At 45.4% G+C, this 16,911-nt stretch carries 14 protein-coding genes; 4 read left to right on the top strand and 10 right to left on the bottom strand.

Translation table 11 applies throughout. The features are described from left to right. A partial coding sequence (locus LAY41_RS28265; protein WP_249105375.1) for a hypothetical protein occupies positions 1-239 on the bottom strand: 239 nt, incomplete at its 3' end. Between LAY41_RS28265 and LAY41_RS28260 the strand changes: the two genes are divergently transcribed. Beyond that, positions 223-3,552, top strand: a complete 3,330-nt coding sequence (locus LAY41_RS28260) for a CHAT domain-containing protein (protein ID WP_249105373.1) — start codon at positions 223-225, stop codon at positions 3,550-3,552. The genes LAY41_RS28265 and LAY41_RS28260 overlap by 17 nt on opposite strands. A 180-nt stretch (positions 3,553-3,732) precedes the next feature. Here LAY41_RS28260 and fghA read toward each other — a convergent pair whose 3' ends face one another. The 5 genes from fghA to LAY41_RS28235 form a co-directional block, all read right to left on the bottom strand. Beyond that, positions 3,733-4,584: an S-formylglutathione hydrolase gene (fghA, locus tag LAY41_RS28255; protein ID WP_249105370.1), complete on the bottom strand. Its 852-nt coding sequence runs from the start codon at positions 4,582-4,584 to the stop codon at positions 3,733-3,735. Between the two features lie 162 nt (positions 4,585-4,746). Beyond that, positions 4,747-5,856, bottom strand: coding sequence for an S-(hydroxymethyl)glutathione dehydrogenase/class III alcohol dehydrogenase (locus LAY41_RS28250; RefSeq protein ID WP_249105367.1), 1,110 nt, complete (start codon positions 5,854-5,856; stop codon positions 4,747-4,749). 338 nt (positions 5,857-6,194) lie between these two features. Next, positions 6,195-7,514, bottom strand: coding sequence for a hypothetical protein (locus LAY41_RS28245; protein WP_249105365.1), 1,320 nt, complete (start codon positions 7,512-7,514; stop codon positions 6,195-6,197). Further along, the gene (locus LAY41_RS28240) at positions 7,502-8,227 is read right to left on the bottom strand and encodes a T9SS type B sorting domain-containing protein (protein ID WP_249105364.1); all 726 of its coding nucleotides are present in this window, start codon (positions 8,225-8,227) and stop codon (positions 7,502-7,504) included. The genes LAY41_RS28245 and LAY41_RS28240 overlap by 13 nt, the downstream gene beginning before the upstream one ends. Position 8,228: 1 nt before the next feature. Further along, entirely contained in the window at positions 8,229-10,022 is a 1,794-nt protein-coding gene (locus LAY41_RS28235) for a tetratricopeptide repeat protein (RefSeq protein WP_249105362.1), read from the bottom strand. A gap of 253 nt (positions 10,023-10,275) precedes the next feature. Between LAY41_RS28235 and LAY41_RS28230 the strand changes: the two genes are divergently transcribed. Then, positions 10,276-11,103 carry an Rpn family recombination-promoting nuclease/putative transposase gene (locus tag LAY41_RS28230; RefSeq protein WP_249105360.1) on the top strand — a complete coding sequence of 276 codons (828 nt, stop codon included), beginning with the start codon at positions 10,276-10,278 and terminating at the stop codon, positions 11,101-11,103. Positions 11,104-11,267: 164 nt separating this feature from the next. On the opposite strand, the gene purQ is transcribed toward LAY41_RS28230, so the two are convergent. Then, positions 11,268-11,945, bottom strand: coding sequence for a phosphoribosylformylglycinamidine synthase subunit PurQ (gene purQ / locus LAY41_RS28225; RefSeq protein ID WP_249105358.1), 678 nt, complete (start codon positions 11,943-11,945; stop codon positions 11,268-11,270). Further along, positions 11,942-12,226, bottom strand: coding sequence for a phosphoribosylformylglycinamidine synthase subunit PurS (gene purS / locus LAY41_RS28220; protein ID WP_249105433.1), 285 nt, complete (start codon positions 12,224-12,226; stop codon positions 11,942-11,944). The genes purQ and purS overlap by 4 nt, the downstream gene beginning before the upstream one ends. Positions 12,227-12,834: 608 nt before the next feature. Between purS and LAY41_RS28215 the strand changes: the two genes are divergently transcribed. Then, complete coding sequence (locus LAY41_RS28215; RefSeq protein ID WP_249105355.1) at positions 12,835-13,230, top strand: Fur family transcriptional regulator; 396 nt, start codon at positions 12,835-12,837, stop codon at positions 13,228-13,230. Positions 13,231-13,283: 53 nt separating this feature from the next. Here the strand turns inward: LAY41_RS28215 and LAY41_RS28210 are convergent, their stop codons facing one another. Further along, positions 13,284-14,249, bottom strand: coding sequence for an SPFH domain-containing protein (locus tag LAY41_RS28210; protein ID WP_249105353.1), 966 nt, complete (start codon positions 14,247-14,249; stop codon positions 13,284-13,286). Between the two features lie 42 nt (positions 14,250-14,291). Beyond that, on the bottom strand, positions 14,292-14,720 hold the full coding sequence (locus LAY41_RS28205; RefSeq protein ID WP_249105430.1) for an NfeD family protein: 429 nt from the start codon (positions 14,718-14,720) through the stop codon (positions 14,292-14,294). 259 nt (positions 14,721-14,979) lie between these two features. On the opposite strand from LAY41_RS28205, the gene LAY41_RS28200 reads away from it, so the two are divergent. Next, positions 14,980-16,830, top strand: coding sequence for a protein phosphatase 2C domain-containing protein (locus tag LAY41_RS28200; RefSeq protein WP_249105351.1), 1,851 nt, complete (start codon positions 14,980-14,982; stop codon positions 16,828-16,830). The last annotated feature ends 81 nt before the right edge of the window (positions 16,831-16,911 follow it).

Genomic DNA, 16,911 nt, shown 5'->3' with positions numbered 1-16,911 from the left:
CCACCCGTTGTGGTAACGCCACCAGTTGTGGTAACGCCACCCGTTGTGGTAACGCCACCCGTTGTGGTAACGCCACCCGTTGTGGTAACGCCACCAGTTGTGGTAACGCCACCAGTTGTGGTAACGCCACCAGTTGTGGTAACGCCACCATCACGATCTTCGCCATTGCCGCTTTCACTGCTTCTGTCGCCACAGAGAAATGCACTATCGCGATTACCACTTGTGCGATCGCTACCCACAAGCAGTCCTCCCCTTAGACTGGTGAGGGAACCTCTACCGCAGTCGCCTTTGGTAACACAATTTGCGATCGTCAGAGGAGCTTTGCCAGAATCACTATATTTAATTGCTTCCCCTGCCGATCCCGGTACTGCCTGTCCCAGCACTCCTGGTATCCCTAGTGTGGTGGGACTAAAGCTGGGGACAAAATGCCTGACAATTTCTTCAGCAATATCAGGTAATTCTGGACAATTGATCGCATACGATGATTACTCCTCATCAACCAACCGTGGAATCACAAATCCAGGAGGTCAGTCGCCAAAACTGCCTTTCCTCATCCATCAGCCTTCAAACACATCCGAGGCAACCCCAACGCTTGATAGGCCAACAGAAGGTGGCGCTAATGGTGACTCAACACCGGGCGCGGGTAATGGCGGACAATCGATCGCATCCGGCGATAATGGTAATGTATTGCCTTCAACCAATCAGCCTTCAAACACATCTGAGGCAACCCCAACGCTTGAGAAGCCTACAGATGGTGGCTCGAATAATCCCGACACTTCCCCTCCCACAAGTCCCAGTATTTACACTCCTCCAAATGTGCCTGAGCCGACCAACGAGCTTAACACGCCATCAAATGGTGGCTCAAATGATTCCTCAATAGCTCAAGGTACTCAGCCCTCGACATTAGGAGAGCAAAATAATCCCAACAATTCCATTACTACTTCAACAGAGCAAGCAAGTCAGCCTTCAACATCGCCAACACAATCAAATCAAAATACCGCAACTTCAACAGGCACAACTCAAACCCCAACATCACCAACACAATCAAATCAAAATACCTCAACTTCAACAGGCACAACTCAAACCAGAACATCGCCAACACAATCAAATCAAAGCAGTACAACTTCAACAGGCACAACTCAAACCAGAACATCGCCAACACAATCAAATCAAAGCAGTACAACTTCAACTGGAACAAGTCAACAAAATCAGCCCACGCAATCAACAGGACAAACTAATCAAAACAGTACTGCTTCTAATTCAACAAGTCAGCCAAATCGACCATCAACATCGCCAGGAAGAACTAATCAAACCGATCCTAAAATCGCACAAAAAATGCAAGAGTGCGAACAACAAGTCGATTCTCTCAAAGGGATGAATCTGGGTAATCGTACTCAGGTAACCTATGAAAAACTAATTCGGTGTTACGAGCAGAATTTAGCGATCGCTAAAGAACACAATAATCGACAGTGGGAACAGTATGCGGTGAATAATTTGGCGGTAAGTTACTTTGTCATAGGAGATTACGCTAACTCCATTAAATACCATAAAGAGCATTTAGAATTAGCGCGTAAAATGGAAAATCGCCTGGGAGAAGCTTTAGCTTTAGGAGGTTTAGGAGCGGCTTATGGAGCAATTGGAAATTATAAGAAAGCGATTAAATATTATAATGAAAGTTTAGCAATTACGGAAGCAATACCCGCGCTAGAGTGGGAGGGGCCAACAAAGAGAAATCTCGGTAATGCTTACCTTGCCCAAGGAAACTATGACAAAGCGATCGAATATCAGGAGCAGAGTTTAGCCCTGGTGCGACAAAATAAAGACCGCTACGGGGAGGCACAGGCGCTAGGAAATTTGGGCAATGTCTACACTGCTTTGGGTAACTTTCCACGTGCGATCGAATACCACCAGCAGAGTTTGGTTATCGCCAGGGAAATAGGCGATCGCCTACAAGAAGCACAAGCGTTGTTGAATGTGGGCAGTACCTACTCTGCTGCGGGTGAATATGACAAAGCGCTTGAATACCATAAACAAAGTTTATCGATAGTTCAGGAACTCCGCGCCCGTTTAGGAGAAGGAATTGCTCTGACTAATTTGGGTGATGCTTTGTTTCACTTGCGTCAACTGATCGAATCTGAAAAAAACCTATTTGCTGGCGTTGAAGTTTGGGAATCTCTGCGAGCTGGATTAGGAATTAGTAATGATTCTGATGCTAACAAAGTATCAATTTTTGAAATCCAATCTACTACATATCGTAATCTTCAAGAAGTACTGAGCGACCAGAGTAAAATCAATGCAGCGTTGGAAGTGTCCGAACAGGGACGAGCCCGCGCCTACGCTGATTTATTAGCCATACGGCTAGGATATACTTCAGGCGATCGCACAACCATAGATCCACCCAACATTGAGAAAATCAAACAAATTGCTAAAGCTCAAAATGCCACACTTGTAGAATATGCTATTACTTATAGTGTTTTTGACGTTCAAGGAAAGCGACAAGCCAAGGAATCCGAACTCTTTATCTGGGTAATCAAACCAACAGGTGAAGTTGCCTTTCGTCGCATCGACCTAAAACCTCTATGGCAGCAACAAAATATCTCTTTAGCAGACTTAGTTTCGACTAGCCGCGAATCGATAGGTGTGGGGGGTCGCGGCTTATTTGTATCGGCAACAGTAGCAGATAAACCTGGTAACCAAGCGCAACAACTTAAACAACTTCATCAACTATTAATCCAGCCAATTGCTGACCTGCTACCAGAAAATCCAGAAGATCGCGTAATTTTCGTGCCACAAGAATCTCTATTTCTCGTTCCCTTTGCCGCTTTGCAAGATGCTTCTGGTAAATACTTGATCGAACAACATACCATCTCGATCGCTCCAGCAATTCAAGTACTAGATTTAACTCATAAGCAACGGCAACAAGTCTCAGAAAATGATGTACTTGTGGTTGGCAATCCTACCATGCCTAGCATTCCAGGCAAATCAGGAGAACCACCGCAACAGCTGCCGAGTTTACCGGGTGCAGAGCGGGAAGCTACGGCTATTGCTACTCTGTTAAATACCCAAGCCATCACTGGCGATCGGGCCACCAAAGCATCTATAGTGCAAAAGATGTCCAACGCCAGAATTATTCATCTGGCTACACACGGATTGCTCGATGATTTTAGACAATTGGGTATGCCCGGTGCGATCGCACTAGCGCCATCCGGTAAAGATGACGGACTGCTCACATCCAGCGAAATACTAAAATTGAAGCTAAACGCCGAATTAGTTGTCCTGAGTGCCTGTGACACAGGCAGAGGCAAAATTACCGGCGATGGCGTTATTGGTCTGTCACGCGCCTTAATTGCCGCAGGCGTTCCCAGCGTCATCGTCTCCCTGTGGTCTGTTCCAGATGCCCCCACCGCAGAATTAATGACCGAATTTTATCGCCAGCTGCAAAAGAATCCCGATAAAGTCCAAGCTTTGCGACAAGCGATGCTGGCAACAATCAAAAACCACCCCGATCCGAAGAATTGGGCAGCATTTACCCTCATTGGTTCCCCTGATTAAAATCATGTACGGTGGCATCGCTTGTCTAAAAAATTCCCACTCTTATCTGTGTTCATCTGTGTTCATCTGTCTTCATCTGTGGTAAAAATTTAACCACCGATGGCAACAAACAATTTGACGATATCACTCTTACACTAACGATGCGTAAGGACATGATATAAAGAGAATTTCCAACTAGGATTACTGACACAAAACAGCAGCGTGATGGCGGATGTGATCTTCCATAAAAGTCGCGATAAAGTAATAGCTGTGATCGTAACCTTCTTGCATCCTTAACATCAGCGGCACTCCAGCTTTGGCACAAGCTTGTTCAAACACTTCTGGTAGCAATTGTTGCTTCGCGAGAAAGACATCGGCAGTGCCTTGATCGATGAGAATGGGACGATCGCACTTAGTCGTGAGTACCAATTCGCTAGCATCGTAGGCACGCCAAGTTTCCATGTCAGTTCCCAAGTAGTGAGAGAAGGCTTTTTGTCCCCAAGGACAGCGCATGGGTGCGCTGATGGGGGCGAAGGCGGAAACGGACAGGTAGCGATCGCGATTTTTCAAAGCGCAAATCAGCGCCCCATGACCCCCCATCGAATGACCGAAAATGCCTTGTCGTTCCGGTATGGCTGGGAAATTTTGTGCGATCGCAGCTGGTAGTTCATCCACCACATAACTGTACATCCGATAGTGCGCTTTCCAAGGCCCGATCGTGGCATCAACGTAAAAACCCGCACCCGTACCCAAATCCCAATCATCATCCTCACCCGCAATCCCCGTATGGCGAGGGCTAGTATCCGGCGCTACCAGCATCAACCCGTATTCAGCCGCAAATCGCAGCGCCCCCGCCTTCACCATAAAGTTTTCTTCAGTGCAGGTTAAACCAGAGAGAAAGTAGAGAACAGGGACCGATCGTAATTTGGCTTGCGGTGGTTGGTACACAGCGAATTTCATTTCGCTATTGCAAGCTTGGGAGTGATGACTGTAAAAGCCAATTGTACCGCCAAAGCAAGCCGATTCGCTGATAAGGTTGAGAGATGCAGACATAAATTTTATTTTAGATTTTACAGGACTTCCGCACCCATTTTTGGCGTAGGGGCGGGTTTAGCCGATAAATTAAGCATTTCACAGATATCCCTAGTACAAAACCCGCCCCGACAATGCTTGATTTTTCGTGATTTTGTGTAAGACCTGTTTTAGAAACAATAGCTAAAACGTCAAAACCGTGCGAATGGACTTTCCTTCGTGCATCAACGCAAAAGCCTCATTAATCTGCGTAATCGGCATAACATGAGTCACTTGGTTATCAATATTAATCAAACCATTCATGTACCAGTCCACAATTTGAGGCACATCAGTGCGACCTCTTGCACCTCCAAAAGCAGTACCTTTCCAAACTCGTCCGGTTACTAATTGAAATGGACGAGTACTAATTTCTTGTCCCGCACCAGCCACACCAACAACAACACTTACACCCCAACCTTTGTGACAGCATTCCAAGGCTTGTCGCATCACATTAACATTGCCAATACATTCAAAACTATAATCTGCACCACCGCCCGTTAACTCTACCAGATAAGATACCAAATCGCCATCAATTTCTTGAGTATTGACAAAGTGAGTCATGCCAAATTTCTCGGCTAAAGTTCGCTTAGCAGGATTTAGATCGACGCCCACAATCATGTTCGCCCCCACCATGCGTGCGCCTTGAATGACATTCAAACCCACCCCACCCAAACCAAAAACAACAACATTTGCTCCTGGCTCAACTTTGGCAGTATTAATAACTGCACCGATGCCTGTTGTAACGCCACAACCTATTAAACAAACTTTATCAAAAGGGGCATCTTCGCGAATTTTGGCTACCGCAATTTCTGGCAATACAGTATAGTTGGCAAAGGTGGATGTACCCATATAGTGATGGAGCGGTTGCCCATTTATTGAGAAGCGACTCGTACCATCTGGCATCACGCCACGCCCTTGAGTTGTGCGAATTGCTTGACAAAGATTAGTTTTTCTGCTGAGACAGTATTTGCAATTGCGGCATTCTGGGATGTAAAGGGGAATAATGCGATCGCCCGGTTTAACGCTTGTCACACCAGACCCCACTTCAACGACAACCCCTGCACCTTCATGACCTAAAATGGCGGGAAATAAGCCTTCCGGATCGGCCCCAGAGAGAGTGTAAGCATCGGTATGACAGACTCCGGTGGCTTTGATTTCGACGAGGACTTCTCCCTCTTTAGGCCCTTCTAATTGTACAGTTTCGATGCTTAACGGTTTACCAGCCTCAAAAGCAACAGCAGCTTTTACGTCCACAGCAATACTCCTAAAAGTTTGGGTTGTAAGATGATTTTATAGTCGAATAATATATAGCAATCCTAAATGAGATGTAAACAAATGCTAGGTTGGGTTAGACGCGGTAATTAACTTATAATGCTCACAGATAGGTCTTTTCCCGCGTCGTAACCCAACATTCACTATTAAATATGTGTTCACGACTCATTTAGGATTGCTATAGGTAATTCAGACTTAGGATGGTAAAAGTAAAAAGTTTAGCTCGCAAACCTTACTGGACAAGGCTTTTAGCCAAAACTTACTTTTTCAACTAAAAATATTTTAGCAGTCTGCGCGACAATTTCAATCGCTAGGGGAAGTCAAGATTTTTGATTAGATTTAGCCCACTGTTCCAGTAGCCAATACAATACATAACTAAAAGAAGCAGCAGAAAAAGAAATTAAAGCAATTATAGTATCTCGCGCCAAAAATTTATCTAACAAAGTAGCTTGGATAGTAACAACAGGAAAGCGAGCATCTAATCCTATTTGCAGTCGCTTTGTTTCCCCAGCGATGCGTACTTCTAAACCTTGGGGCGATTCTGGGTTAATTTGGATATTTCGCAGTAATTTAACGCCTGGTTCTTCAGTGATTAAAAATTGATTTTTTTCGATCTTGTGTTCTTGACCTGCCATGCGAATTTGCCCTGCGAGTATGGTAGAATTAAATAAATCATCTTTTACATCAACACCAGTTTTTTCAATCTGGTAAAATTGGACATTTTTTACGGCCAAATCTCCCCGGAACCATTGAGAGTATTCTCTTGTTGTAGGTTCGGGTAAGTCTATAAGTAAATCAGTGGTTTGTGGTAGATGCAATCCTATTTCTTGAATATCAGGTTTAAAAATAACTTCCAATTCGGAATCGGAATTATTAGAATTAGTTGGTAATTTCAGGTTGGGTAAACGGTAATCTTCTAGCTGTAATTTCAGAAATTGATCGCCAAGTTGCATCTGTAATAAATTGGCAGCAGTTTTTTCTGTTTCTGTTTGCAGCGATAGGGAAAGGTAATTAACTTTAACTTTGTGCTTCTTATCGTCGTAAGAGTTATAATTAAGTCCTTTAACAGTTGTATTTGGTTGTAGCCGCAATTCCATTTCAATTTGGCTAGTTTTTTGAGGATTCGCAGGAGAAATACTCAAGTTACTCTTTTCATTGGGTAATTCAATTGTCAGCTTGTTTAACTTATTTAGCTGGGGATAGGTTTTGCTAGCAAATTTCCCAGTTAATGTCAATGTTTGAGTGCCTCTAACTGAAATTTGATTGATACCACGAATTGAATTAAGAAACAGCTTATTTGAGTTATTGCCAACATAAGTAAAATTCATTTCTTGTACGATTAGTTGCCCCTCAAAGTTATGGGTGACAGGGAAGATAGCTAGGAGAAGAATAACTGTGAATAATAAGATTAGAAGGATACCAATTTTTTGGGGATTTAAAAATATATTTTTTATACTTTTTATCATAATAATAGCCAATAGTTTGTGATTGAAAAACATCCATTTTATACCTTCAATCAGTTTAAATCCTAACCATAAATAGGCAATGATGGCTAACCAAATACAAAAGCTGATGCCATATATTACCCAAAAACAATAAGTGTAAAATTTTATAATTGGGAATTTCATCATTTCAACCAATTAGGATTATGTTCAAAAGTAATTAGCGAATTTACTTGTTCTGGCGGTCTACCATATTGCTCTAATTGGGCAGCAAGGCGCAACTGATAGCGACCCGCAGGTTGATTGCGTCCATCCCAAGTGAAAATAATTTCTCCCCGCTGGGGATTATTGCGCGGACTGCGATAGACGACTTGATTGTTGCGGCTGATTTCAAAGGTGGAAATTTTGACCAATTGGGATGAATAAAGCACGATTTCATACTGACCGGAAGGTTGCCCCAAAATCACTGGTACATAGACAACCTGAGAACCTAAATTGATGGAAGCTAAGGCGCGTAAGCTGTTAGGTGAAATATTGGCTTCTTTTAAAATCCGCGTAGGCCAGTTGAAGGTAAAGTTATTTTGACTGCGGACAAGAGAGAAGTCATCTAATTGATAATTTCTGCCCAAAGAACGCACACTGATATTGGGGGAAGTGTCGCCAATGCGGGGAATTTGCAAACTGAGGTTGTCGCCGAATGTGGGAATGTTGCGGGTGACGAAGGAAATTAGACTGAAAGAACCGCCAACGTTGATATTAGCAATGCCTTCGCAGCGGTTGTTGTCGCGGCGGATATAACCGAGGGTTTGGGGGTTGCCGTTGGGACAAGCTTGGGCGGGAAGGCTGTGTAAATTTAAGATTAATAGACTTGTTAGTAGGAATTTGTAGTTCATAGCGTTTTTACTTTTCATATCATTTCAAGATTCCCCAATTACGCAATTTTTCCATCACAACATCGATACGATAAGCGAAACCAAAGCCACCTGTCGTTGGGGGTTGGTCGCGATTGGTGTCAGCAGCATCTAAAGCTTGGTTGCCATCAGTAATCTGAACCATGACCCCAACAACAACACGATTTTCTAGGTCAATTACCGGGCCACCAGAATTGCCTTGAGCGAGGTTAGCATCTATTTGTAGTGTGGTTTCATTGGGGTTAACGTTGCTAATTTCTCCGCGAACTTGACTCCAATAACGACCGTTATTGGGATGTCCAATTACGCGAACTAGGGTGGTGTTGCTGACTATGCCTGAATACATTTGCAATGGCTTGATATCATCGGGAATGCCTGTAACTTCTAAAACAGCTAAATCCAGGGAGTCATCGGGATTGGTAATCTTGGAAAGTTGTGCCTTGTAGCGGCGACGGAATTGGCCGTTAGGCGGTTCACTGTAAAATTCTATCTCAATATTTTCGCTGGGTTGTCTCGTACCTTCAGCATCACTGACGACGTGGCGATTGGTGATAATCCAAACTTTGTTTCCTTCACGTTTAACGACCCAACCAGCGCCAGTATTTCTACCGGCAGGAATATCGGCGCTAATCCACACAACAGACCGATAAATATCTACTAAGGGGTTTTTTTCTCGACTAGGCAACCATTGTCTGTCATCTACTATGATTGATTGGGGATTTCGCCGTAATGCTAGTAGGCGTTCTGCTTCTTTGAGATTGTTTTGGGCATATACGAAGTTGGGGTCTAAGGTGATTGATTGTTTAAATTCTGCAATTGCTTCTTCTATTTTCCCTTGTTGCTGGAGTACTAAGCCTAAATTATTGTGCGCTGAAGTATGAACGCTGGCTGGAGTTGTAGTTGTATCTTCTGGTAATCTCAATGCTTGGCGATAGGATGCGATCGCTTCATCGAGTTTCTTCTGGTCACTCAGCGCATTGCCCAGACCGATGTAAGCATTAGCATTGTTGGGGTCGAGTTGGATGGCGCGGCGATAGTTGATTAATGCTTCATCGAGTTTACCCTGCTGTCTCAGCGCAACGCCTAGACCATTATAAGCAGCACCTAAGTTGGGGTCGAGTTGGATGGCACGGCGATAGTTGATTAATGCTTCATCGAGTTTACCCTGCTGTATCAGCGCATTGCCTAGACCATTATAAGCAACAGCATAGTTGGGGTCGAGTTGAATGGCGCGGCGATAGGATGCAATCGCTTCTTCAATATTATTTTCGCGAGAAAGCGCAACACCCATATTGAAGTAAGCGTAAACAGAATTGGGGTCGAGTTGGATAGCGCGGCGATAGTTGGCTATTGCTTCTTCCGATTTTTTCTGGTCATCAAGCACATTGCCCAGACTGACGTAAGTAATCGCAGAGTTAGGGTCGAGTTGGATGGCGCGGTGATAGTTGGCTATTGCTTCATCCAATTTCTTCTGGGAATACAACACAATGCCCAGATCGTGGTAAGCAGCAGCATAATTGGGGTCGAGTTGGATGGCGCGGCGATAGTTCTCTACTGCTTCTTCGAGTTTCTTCTGGTTGTACAGCGCATTGCCCAGCTTGTAGTAAGTAACAGCATTATTTGGATAGAGTTGAATAGCTTGGCGATAAATACTTTCCGCCTGAGAATAGTTCCTAGACTCTATCGCTACCTTACCTTGCTGAAACAACTCATCAATCGTCTGTCCAACAGCCAACAGAGGTATCGTTACCAGAGATAAACTCAACAGGAGAGGAAATAACCAACGTTTCCGCACGATTACCTGCCATTCCAGACTTTAGGTAGAAGCAATTACTCTTAGTTTACCAAAAAAAAACTACCTCAGCAATAAGTCGGCTGGGCGGCGATGGTAGAGTATCTATCTGCAAATTTGGCGTTTGTAGCCATATCCACTTGGCAATCGATCCAATTATGTCATAATTTCAGATATCAGAAACCCGGTTTCTTAGAGAAACCGGGCTTCTCCTAAACTAACGCCTCTACTAAAGTTAAGCAATTGAGGTTTTACAATGATTTTCATCAACCCGAAAACAGATTTTGCCTTCAAGAAAATTTTTGGTTCCGAACAAAGCAAAGATATCCTGATCAGTTTCTTAAACGCCATTCTTTATGATGGCAATCCCACTATCGAAGATTTAGAAATCCTCAATCCTTATTTAGCACCTAAGATCAGAGGAATCAAAGATACTTACCTGGATGTCAAAGCTAAAATCACTGGTGATAAAACCGTGATTATCGAGATGCAAGTTTTAAATATTGAAGGTTTTGAGAAGCGAATTTTATATAATGCTGCGAAAGCATATTCGATTCAATTGGATTCAGGGGAAGATTATACCCTGTTGAATCCAGTGATTGCCTTAACAATAACAGATTTTGAAATGTTTCCCAATTTGGATAAAGTAATTTCGCGCTTTGTCCTGAAAGAACAAGATTACCTAGTTGATTATCTGATTTATGATATTGAATTAGTGTTTGTGGAATTACCCAAATTTAACAAAGAACTAGATGATTTAGAGACACTTACGGATAAGTGGATCTATTTTCTCAAAAGTGCTAGAAGTTTGCAAACAGTACCGGAAACGATGGGGGAAGTGCCGGAAATTCATAAGGCTTTTGAAATTGCCAATCAAGCTAACTTGAATCGTGAAGAATTGGAAGATTTACAAAAGCGGGAAATCTTTATTCAAGATCAGCGTAATGCAGTAAAAAAGGCCGTGAAACAAAATGCTGCTGAAATCGCCAAGCGACTTTTTGATATAGGATTAAACGAAGAAACTATTAGTCAAACAACTGGACTTAGCTTGGAAGAAGTGCAAAGTTTGAAGCCGGGTAACTAATATAGCTAGGGACTAGGGACTAGGGGCTAGGGGCTAGGGGCTAGGGGAAGAAGGGTTTAGAATCCGCCAACGTTTCAGGAATTCAGAACAGAATGTCTTAACCGCCTTGGCGGTTGCTATATCAAAATTTAGAAACCCGGTTTCTTTAAGAAACCGGGTTTCTTTTAAACCATCGCCGCTACCGCTACTTTCAACAATCCTTCAAACAACTTTAGCCCATCTGTACTGCCCAACATTGCATCGGACGCCCTCTCAGGATGCGGCATCATCCCTAGCACATTTCCTTTAATATTGCAAATACCTGCAATATTATTTAACGAACCGTTGGGATTTTCGCCTTGGTAGCGGAACAGCACTCGATCGCTATCTTCCAACTCTGCCAAAGTATCGGCATCGGCGTAGTAATTACCCTCGCCGTGGGCGATCGGCAAAGTAATCACTTCCCCTTTTTGATATGATTGCGTCCAAGGCAGATCAGTCCGTTCTACGCGCAGGGGAATGCGATCGCAAACAAAATGCAAATCCCGATTCCGCACCAACGCCCCAGGTAACAAACCCGCCTCCGTTAGCACCTGAAAACCATTGCAAATCCCCAAAACCAACTTACCTTTGTTTGCGTGTTCCACAGTAGCTTTCATTACCGGAGAGAAACGTGCGATCGCACCGCAGCGCAAATAATCCCCGTAGCTGAAACCACCCGGAATCACCACCACATCAAGATCCGAAATATCCGTTTCCTCATGCCAAACCATGCGCGTTGGCTGTTTCAAGATATCGCGGGTCACATAAGCGACATCGCGATCGCAATTTGAACCCGGAAAAACCAGCACCCCAAACTTCATACCTTCGCCTCCGCCGGTGCAGACACCTCAGCCAACTCAAAGCGATAATTTTCAATCACCACATTCGCCAACAACTGGTCGCAAATCACATCCAGTTGCTTTTTCGCCGCATCAAGAGACTCAGCAGTCAGCGTCAGTTCGACATACTTCCCTATTCTCACTTGTTCCACATTTTCATAACCCATGTGCTTCAGTCCAGACTGCACAGCCGTACCAGCCGGGTCTAAAACTGAAGGCCGCAGAGTAACATAGATTCGAGCCTGATATTTCAACACAACTATTTTCCCAATAAACGATACTTTAGAGGTTGCAGCTTCCTTATTTTAATGTCGTACCGGGCTATGGTTGTGTAACCAACTGAGTTAGCTTAGAGAAAGGCACGGGTTCTCATCGTAACCAAATTTCAGGGTCAACAACCCACCACTATAATCGGTACTCCGATTATAGTGGTGGCTTGAAAGAGTCGAGTTGACCAGACTCAGGTAGCAATACCTACGTTAGTGGAAAGAGTTCAAGTTCCTACCTACGGATGCGACGCCAGTCTGTAGCTCTAGAACCAGGTGGTTAAACAGGTCTAAAGGGTTAAGCCAGTGCTGCTTGGAAAGTACCGACCACTAACATTGTCAAGGCGAACATTACCCCAGTAATGGGAGGGGGAGCAATCCCCAAGAAATTAAACGCCCTACCGAGGCGGGTCAATCACAGAACAATATCGGTAGCCTCAATCCTGTAATGCCAGCGGGTATGCCAAGAAGTTTCACCACTTTTGAGGCGCAACGGTTTCCTCATCGACCTTATGAATAGTTATGCAACTTTTACCGTGCCCTCCTTTGACTCTCACCGCCAAACTGAGTACAGTTTGGCCGGGAGTCTCCAAGGAGGAAGAAAGATGAAAGCACAACAACACACTCGCAGTCAAAGACGCATTTTGAACTTGCTCAAGAACCTGAACCAAGGGATTTCAGCTCAGGAAATCTATGTTGAACTGCGTAGCCAAAACCAAGGTCTGGGTTTAGCGACAGTCTATCGTGCTTTAGAAGCCTTAAAACGAGAAGGCGCGGTACAGGTAAGAATGTTACCCAATGGCGAGTCTCTTTATAGCTCAGTACATGAAGACAAACATCACATGACTTGTCTAGAGTGCGGTAAATCGATTTCCCTTGATGAATGTCCCGTCCACGAACTAGAAACCCAGCTGCACCGATCGCACCAGTTCACAATTTTCTATCACACACTGGAATTTTTTGGCCTCTGCAACCAATGTCAGGCGGTTCATCAAGATTAGGGAAAGTCAAAAGTCAAAAGAAAGAATTTTTGACTTTTGGCTTTTAACTTTCCCTACTTGTACTCTTTATTACCAACCTCTCCCACGATCGATCGCATCCCCTCCAAAGTTGCTGGGATACTGCGCGGGTCCATAAACATCACCTTGCTGCTGTCGCTGCTACCAATCTTTTGACCCATTTCCAGATAATTCTGCGCTAATAAAAACTGTAGCGCTTCGTGAGCGTGGGGATCTGTGGCGAGAGTTTTGGCAACAATTTGCAGCGCCTCAGCGGTAGCTTGCGCCTTCAGAACTTGTTGCTGGCGTTCCGCTTGCGCTTTCAGAACGATCGTCTTTTGTTGACCCTCCGCCTCCAGAATTGCCGCTTTCTGACGGGATTCTGCTTCCAGCACTTGCGCTTCTGCCTTACCTCTGGCAGAATTAACAGCCGATTCCCGTTCCCCTTCAGAAGTAAGAATAGCCGCCCGCTTTTTACGTTCGGCTGACATTTGCAATTCCATCGCATCCTGCACCGCCTTGGCGGGAATAATATCCCGCAGTTCCACCCGCGTTACCTTCACACCCCAAGGATCGGTAGCGATATCCAAATCTTGCAACAAAAGTTCGCTGATTTGAGAACGAGCGGTAAAAGTTTCATCTAACTCAAGTTTGCCGATTTCAGAGCGAATCTGAGTCAGCACCAAGTTTACCATCGCCGACTGGAGATTTTGGACTTTGTAATAAGCTTTTGCCATATCCATGATGCGCCAGTAAACCACCGCATCAACCGTGATAGATACGTTGTCGCGGGTGATACTGGGTTGAGGGGGAATGTCTAAAACTTTTTCGCGAATGGTTTCTTGATAGGCGATGCGATCGATAAACGGAGTAACGAAATTAAGACCGGGCTCCAGTTTCCTACCGTTATATTTGCCCAAACTTTCCACCAAAGCTTCATTGCCTTGATTGATAATTTTAACCGATCCGGCAATAGCAGAACCACCAAGGGCTAAAAAAACTAACAGAAATAATTGTTCCATATTGAAACTCGCAATTTTTCTCTTATTGGGGGTTAAATTTAACTAATCTGAAAGGTTTTCTGGCATCACAATCAGCGTGATACCTTGTCGTCCCACCACGTAAACTTTCTGGTTCTGGGCTAAAGCGAGTTTTTCATCCTCACAACGCGCCCGCCAAGAATTCCCTTCGTACAGTACCCGTCCCGTCTCTCCCGGCAGAATCTCGGTAATCGTCTGCGCCTCGGTGGCATCCTGAATAGAGAATACCTTACGCTTGGGCAGCAAGCGACGGGATAAGAAAATCAAAGCTGTGGAAAGTAAGAGCCAAAGAAACACCTGCCATTGAGGACTTCGCACTACAGTAGAAAGCAAACCTACCATCAGAGCGCTCAGTCCCATCGTGAATGCCGTAAAAGCCGTCGGTAAAACTAGCTCCACCGAGCAAAGCACCGCCCCTACCACCAACCAGAACACGGTGGGGCTAATTCCCAAGAGGGTTGGTGCGGTAGAAACTTTACCAGCCGCCCCTGCCAAAAACCAGATTATCCTAAGACTTAATAACATAATGGATGTTCCGGTCACTAGATTGACACAAGATAAGATGAACTACCTCACCCTAGCCAGGTACGATGGAGAGGGTGTTCTATATTGCGTTCACTACAACACTTAATACCTGAATTTCCTTGGTTGTGAGTGCAATTTCTTCGATTCCCACTTCGATTTAAGATTTTTTTTATAAATTTTGCCGATTATGAGCAGTTCCGAACCGCCAATTAATCGCTACCTTTGGGCTGCTGACCCAGCATCAGCGCAGATCCCAGCGGGAGAGCTAGTTGAAGGCAGATATCAGGTTGTTGCACCCCAAATTTGGCTGGATACACAACCGGAACTGCCGCCTCATGTTCCCCACGAATTACCTGACCAGGTTATCCCTTACCTACGCCTATTCCCTTTGCGTCTCCATATACCCGAAGTCTACGGTTTGGCTCTGCTGGACGAGGAACCAGAAACAGCTGAGGTAATGCTTCTAGAAAATGTGCCGATAGACGAGGAAGGAAACCTTTATCCCTCCATTGTAGAGGCTTGGCATCAGGCTACGCCGGTGCGACAGGTATATTGGCTGTGGCAAATGCTCGAATTGTGGACACCTTTATCGGAACTGGGGGTAGCTTCGACGCTGCTGGTGCCAGAAAATGTCCGAGTTCAAGGTTGGCGGGTATGGCTGTTGGAATTGTATGCCGATGCAGCAGAGTTACAAGAAAATGTGTCTTTAAAGGATCTGGGAGAGTGCTGGATTGATTGGACTGGAGCAGCAACAGACCCTGTAGCCCAGCGACTGCAAGAGATTGGTGAGCAAATGCGTAGCGGCGAGGTGGAGTTGGAGGCTCTAGCCACTCAGCTCAACCGGCTATTGTTAGAACAAGCCGCTCAGCTTCCCTTACGTTTGCAAGTGTCAGGGGCAACCGATACTGGGCCGATGCGCCAAAGCAACGAAGATGCCTGCTATCCCACAAATCTAGATATCTACAATCGGGACGAGCCGCCCAACGACGCGCTGCTCCCCTACTTAACCATAGTTTGCGATGGGATTGGCGGTCATGAAGGAGGCGAGGTAGCCAGCGATATAGCACTGCAAACCCTAAAACTTCAGCTGCGGGCGCTGCTGATGGAAGTGACCGCACAAACGCAAATTGTGCCGCCGAAGTTAGTTATAGACCAACTGACGGCAATTATTCGGGTGGTCAATAACATGATTTCCAACCAGAATGACGCCCAAGGCAGGGAATTGCGCCAGCGAATGGGTACAACTCTGGTGATGGCTCTCCAGTTACCCCAAAAGATCCAGATAGCAAATGGGGAAGTGTTGGGGAATGCCCACGAACTTTACATTGCTAGTGTTGGAGATAGCCGCATCTACTGGATAACGGCTGATTACTGTCAGCAACTGACTGTGGATGATGATGTGGCTACCCGCGAAGTTCGGATGGGACGCAGCTTGCACCGGGAGGCGCTTAAGCGATCGGATGGCGGTGCGTTGACTCAGGCGCTGGGGACGCGAGATGCCGAACTCCTCCGTCCGACGATTCAGCGCTTTATTGTGGAAGAAGATGGTCTGCTGCTGTTGTGTTCGGACGGGCTTTGCGATCGCGGTTGGGTGGAGAAGTCCTGGAAGGATTACGCCAAGCCGGTTCTTAAGGGCAAGCTTTCTGTTGAAGCAGCTGTTAACTCTTGGATCGACCTGGCTAACGAAAAGAATGGTCACGATAATACGTCGGTCGTACTCAGCTGCTGTCTCCTCTCTTTAGAACCGCCAGTGCTGTTCGATCCCAAGAGCGTAGAACCAGAGACAGAAGTGCCTACCTCTCCTATGGAATGGGAACTTACAGATGCTTCCAGAGCGCTGCTTTATGATGAATCAACCGCGCCAGATCGGGAAGCAGCTGGCGTTGGCACTCAACAAGGCGATCGCAGCACAACTGTGCTGGGGGTGCTGGCATTGCTGCTCATTGTGGTTTTGGCTGGATACGGGCTTTGGCGGACGTTCGGCTCTCAAAGTTCCCAGTCGCCAGCACCGACACCGCAAGAATCTCCTAACGAATAGCTTTGGGCAGAGGGGCAGAGGGGCAGAGGGGCAGAGGGGCAGAGGAGCAGAGGAGCAGAGGAGCAGAGGGGCAGAGGGGCA

Source organism: Argonema galeatum A003/A1 (assembly GCF_023333595.1).
Taxonomy (GTDB): domain Bacteria; phylum Cyanobacteriota; class Cyanobacteriia; order Cyanobacteriales; family Aerosakkonemataceae; genus Argonema; species Argonema galeatum.
This window is presented reverse-complemented; position numbering and strand designations above follow the sequence as displayed.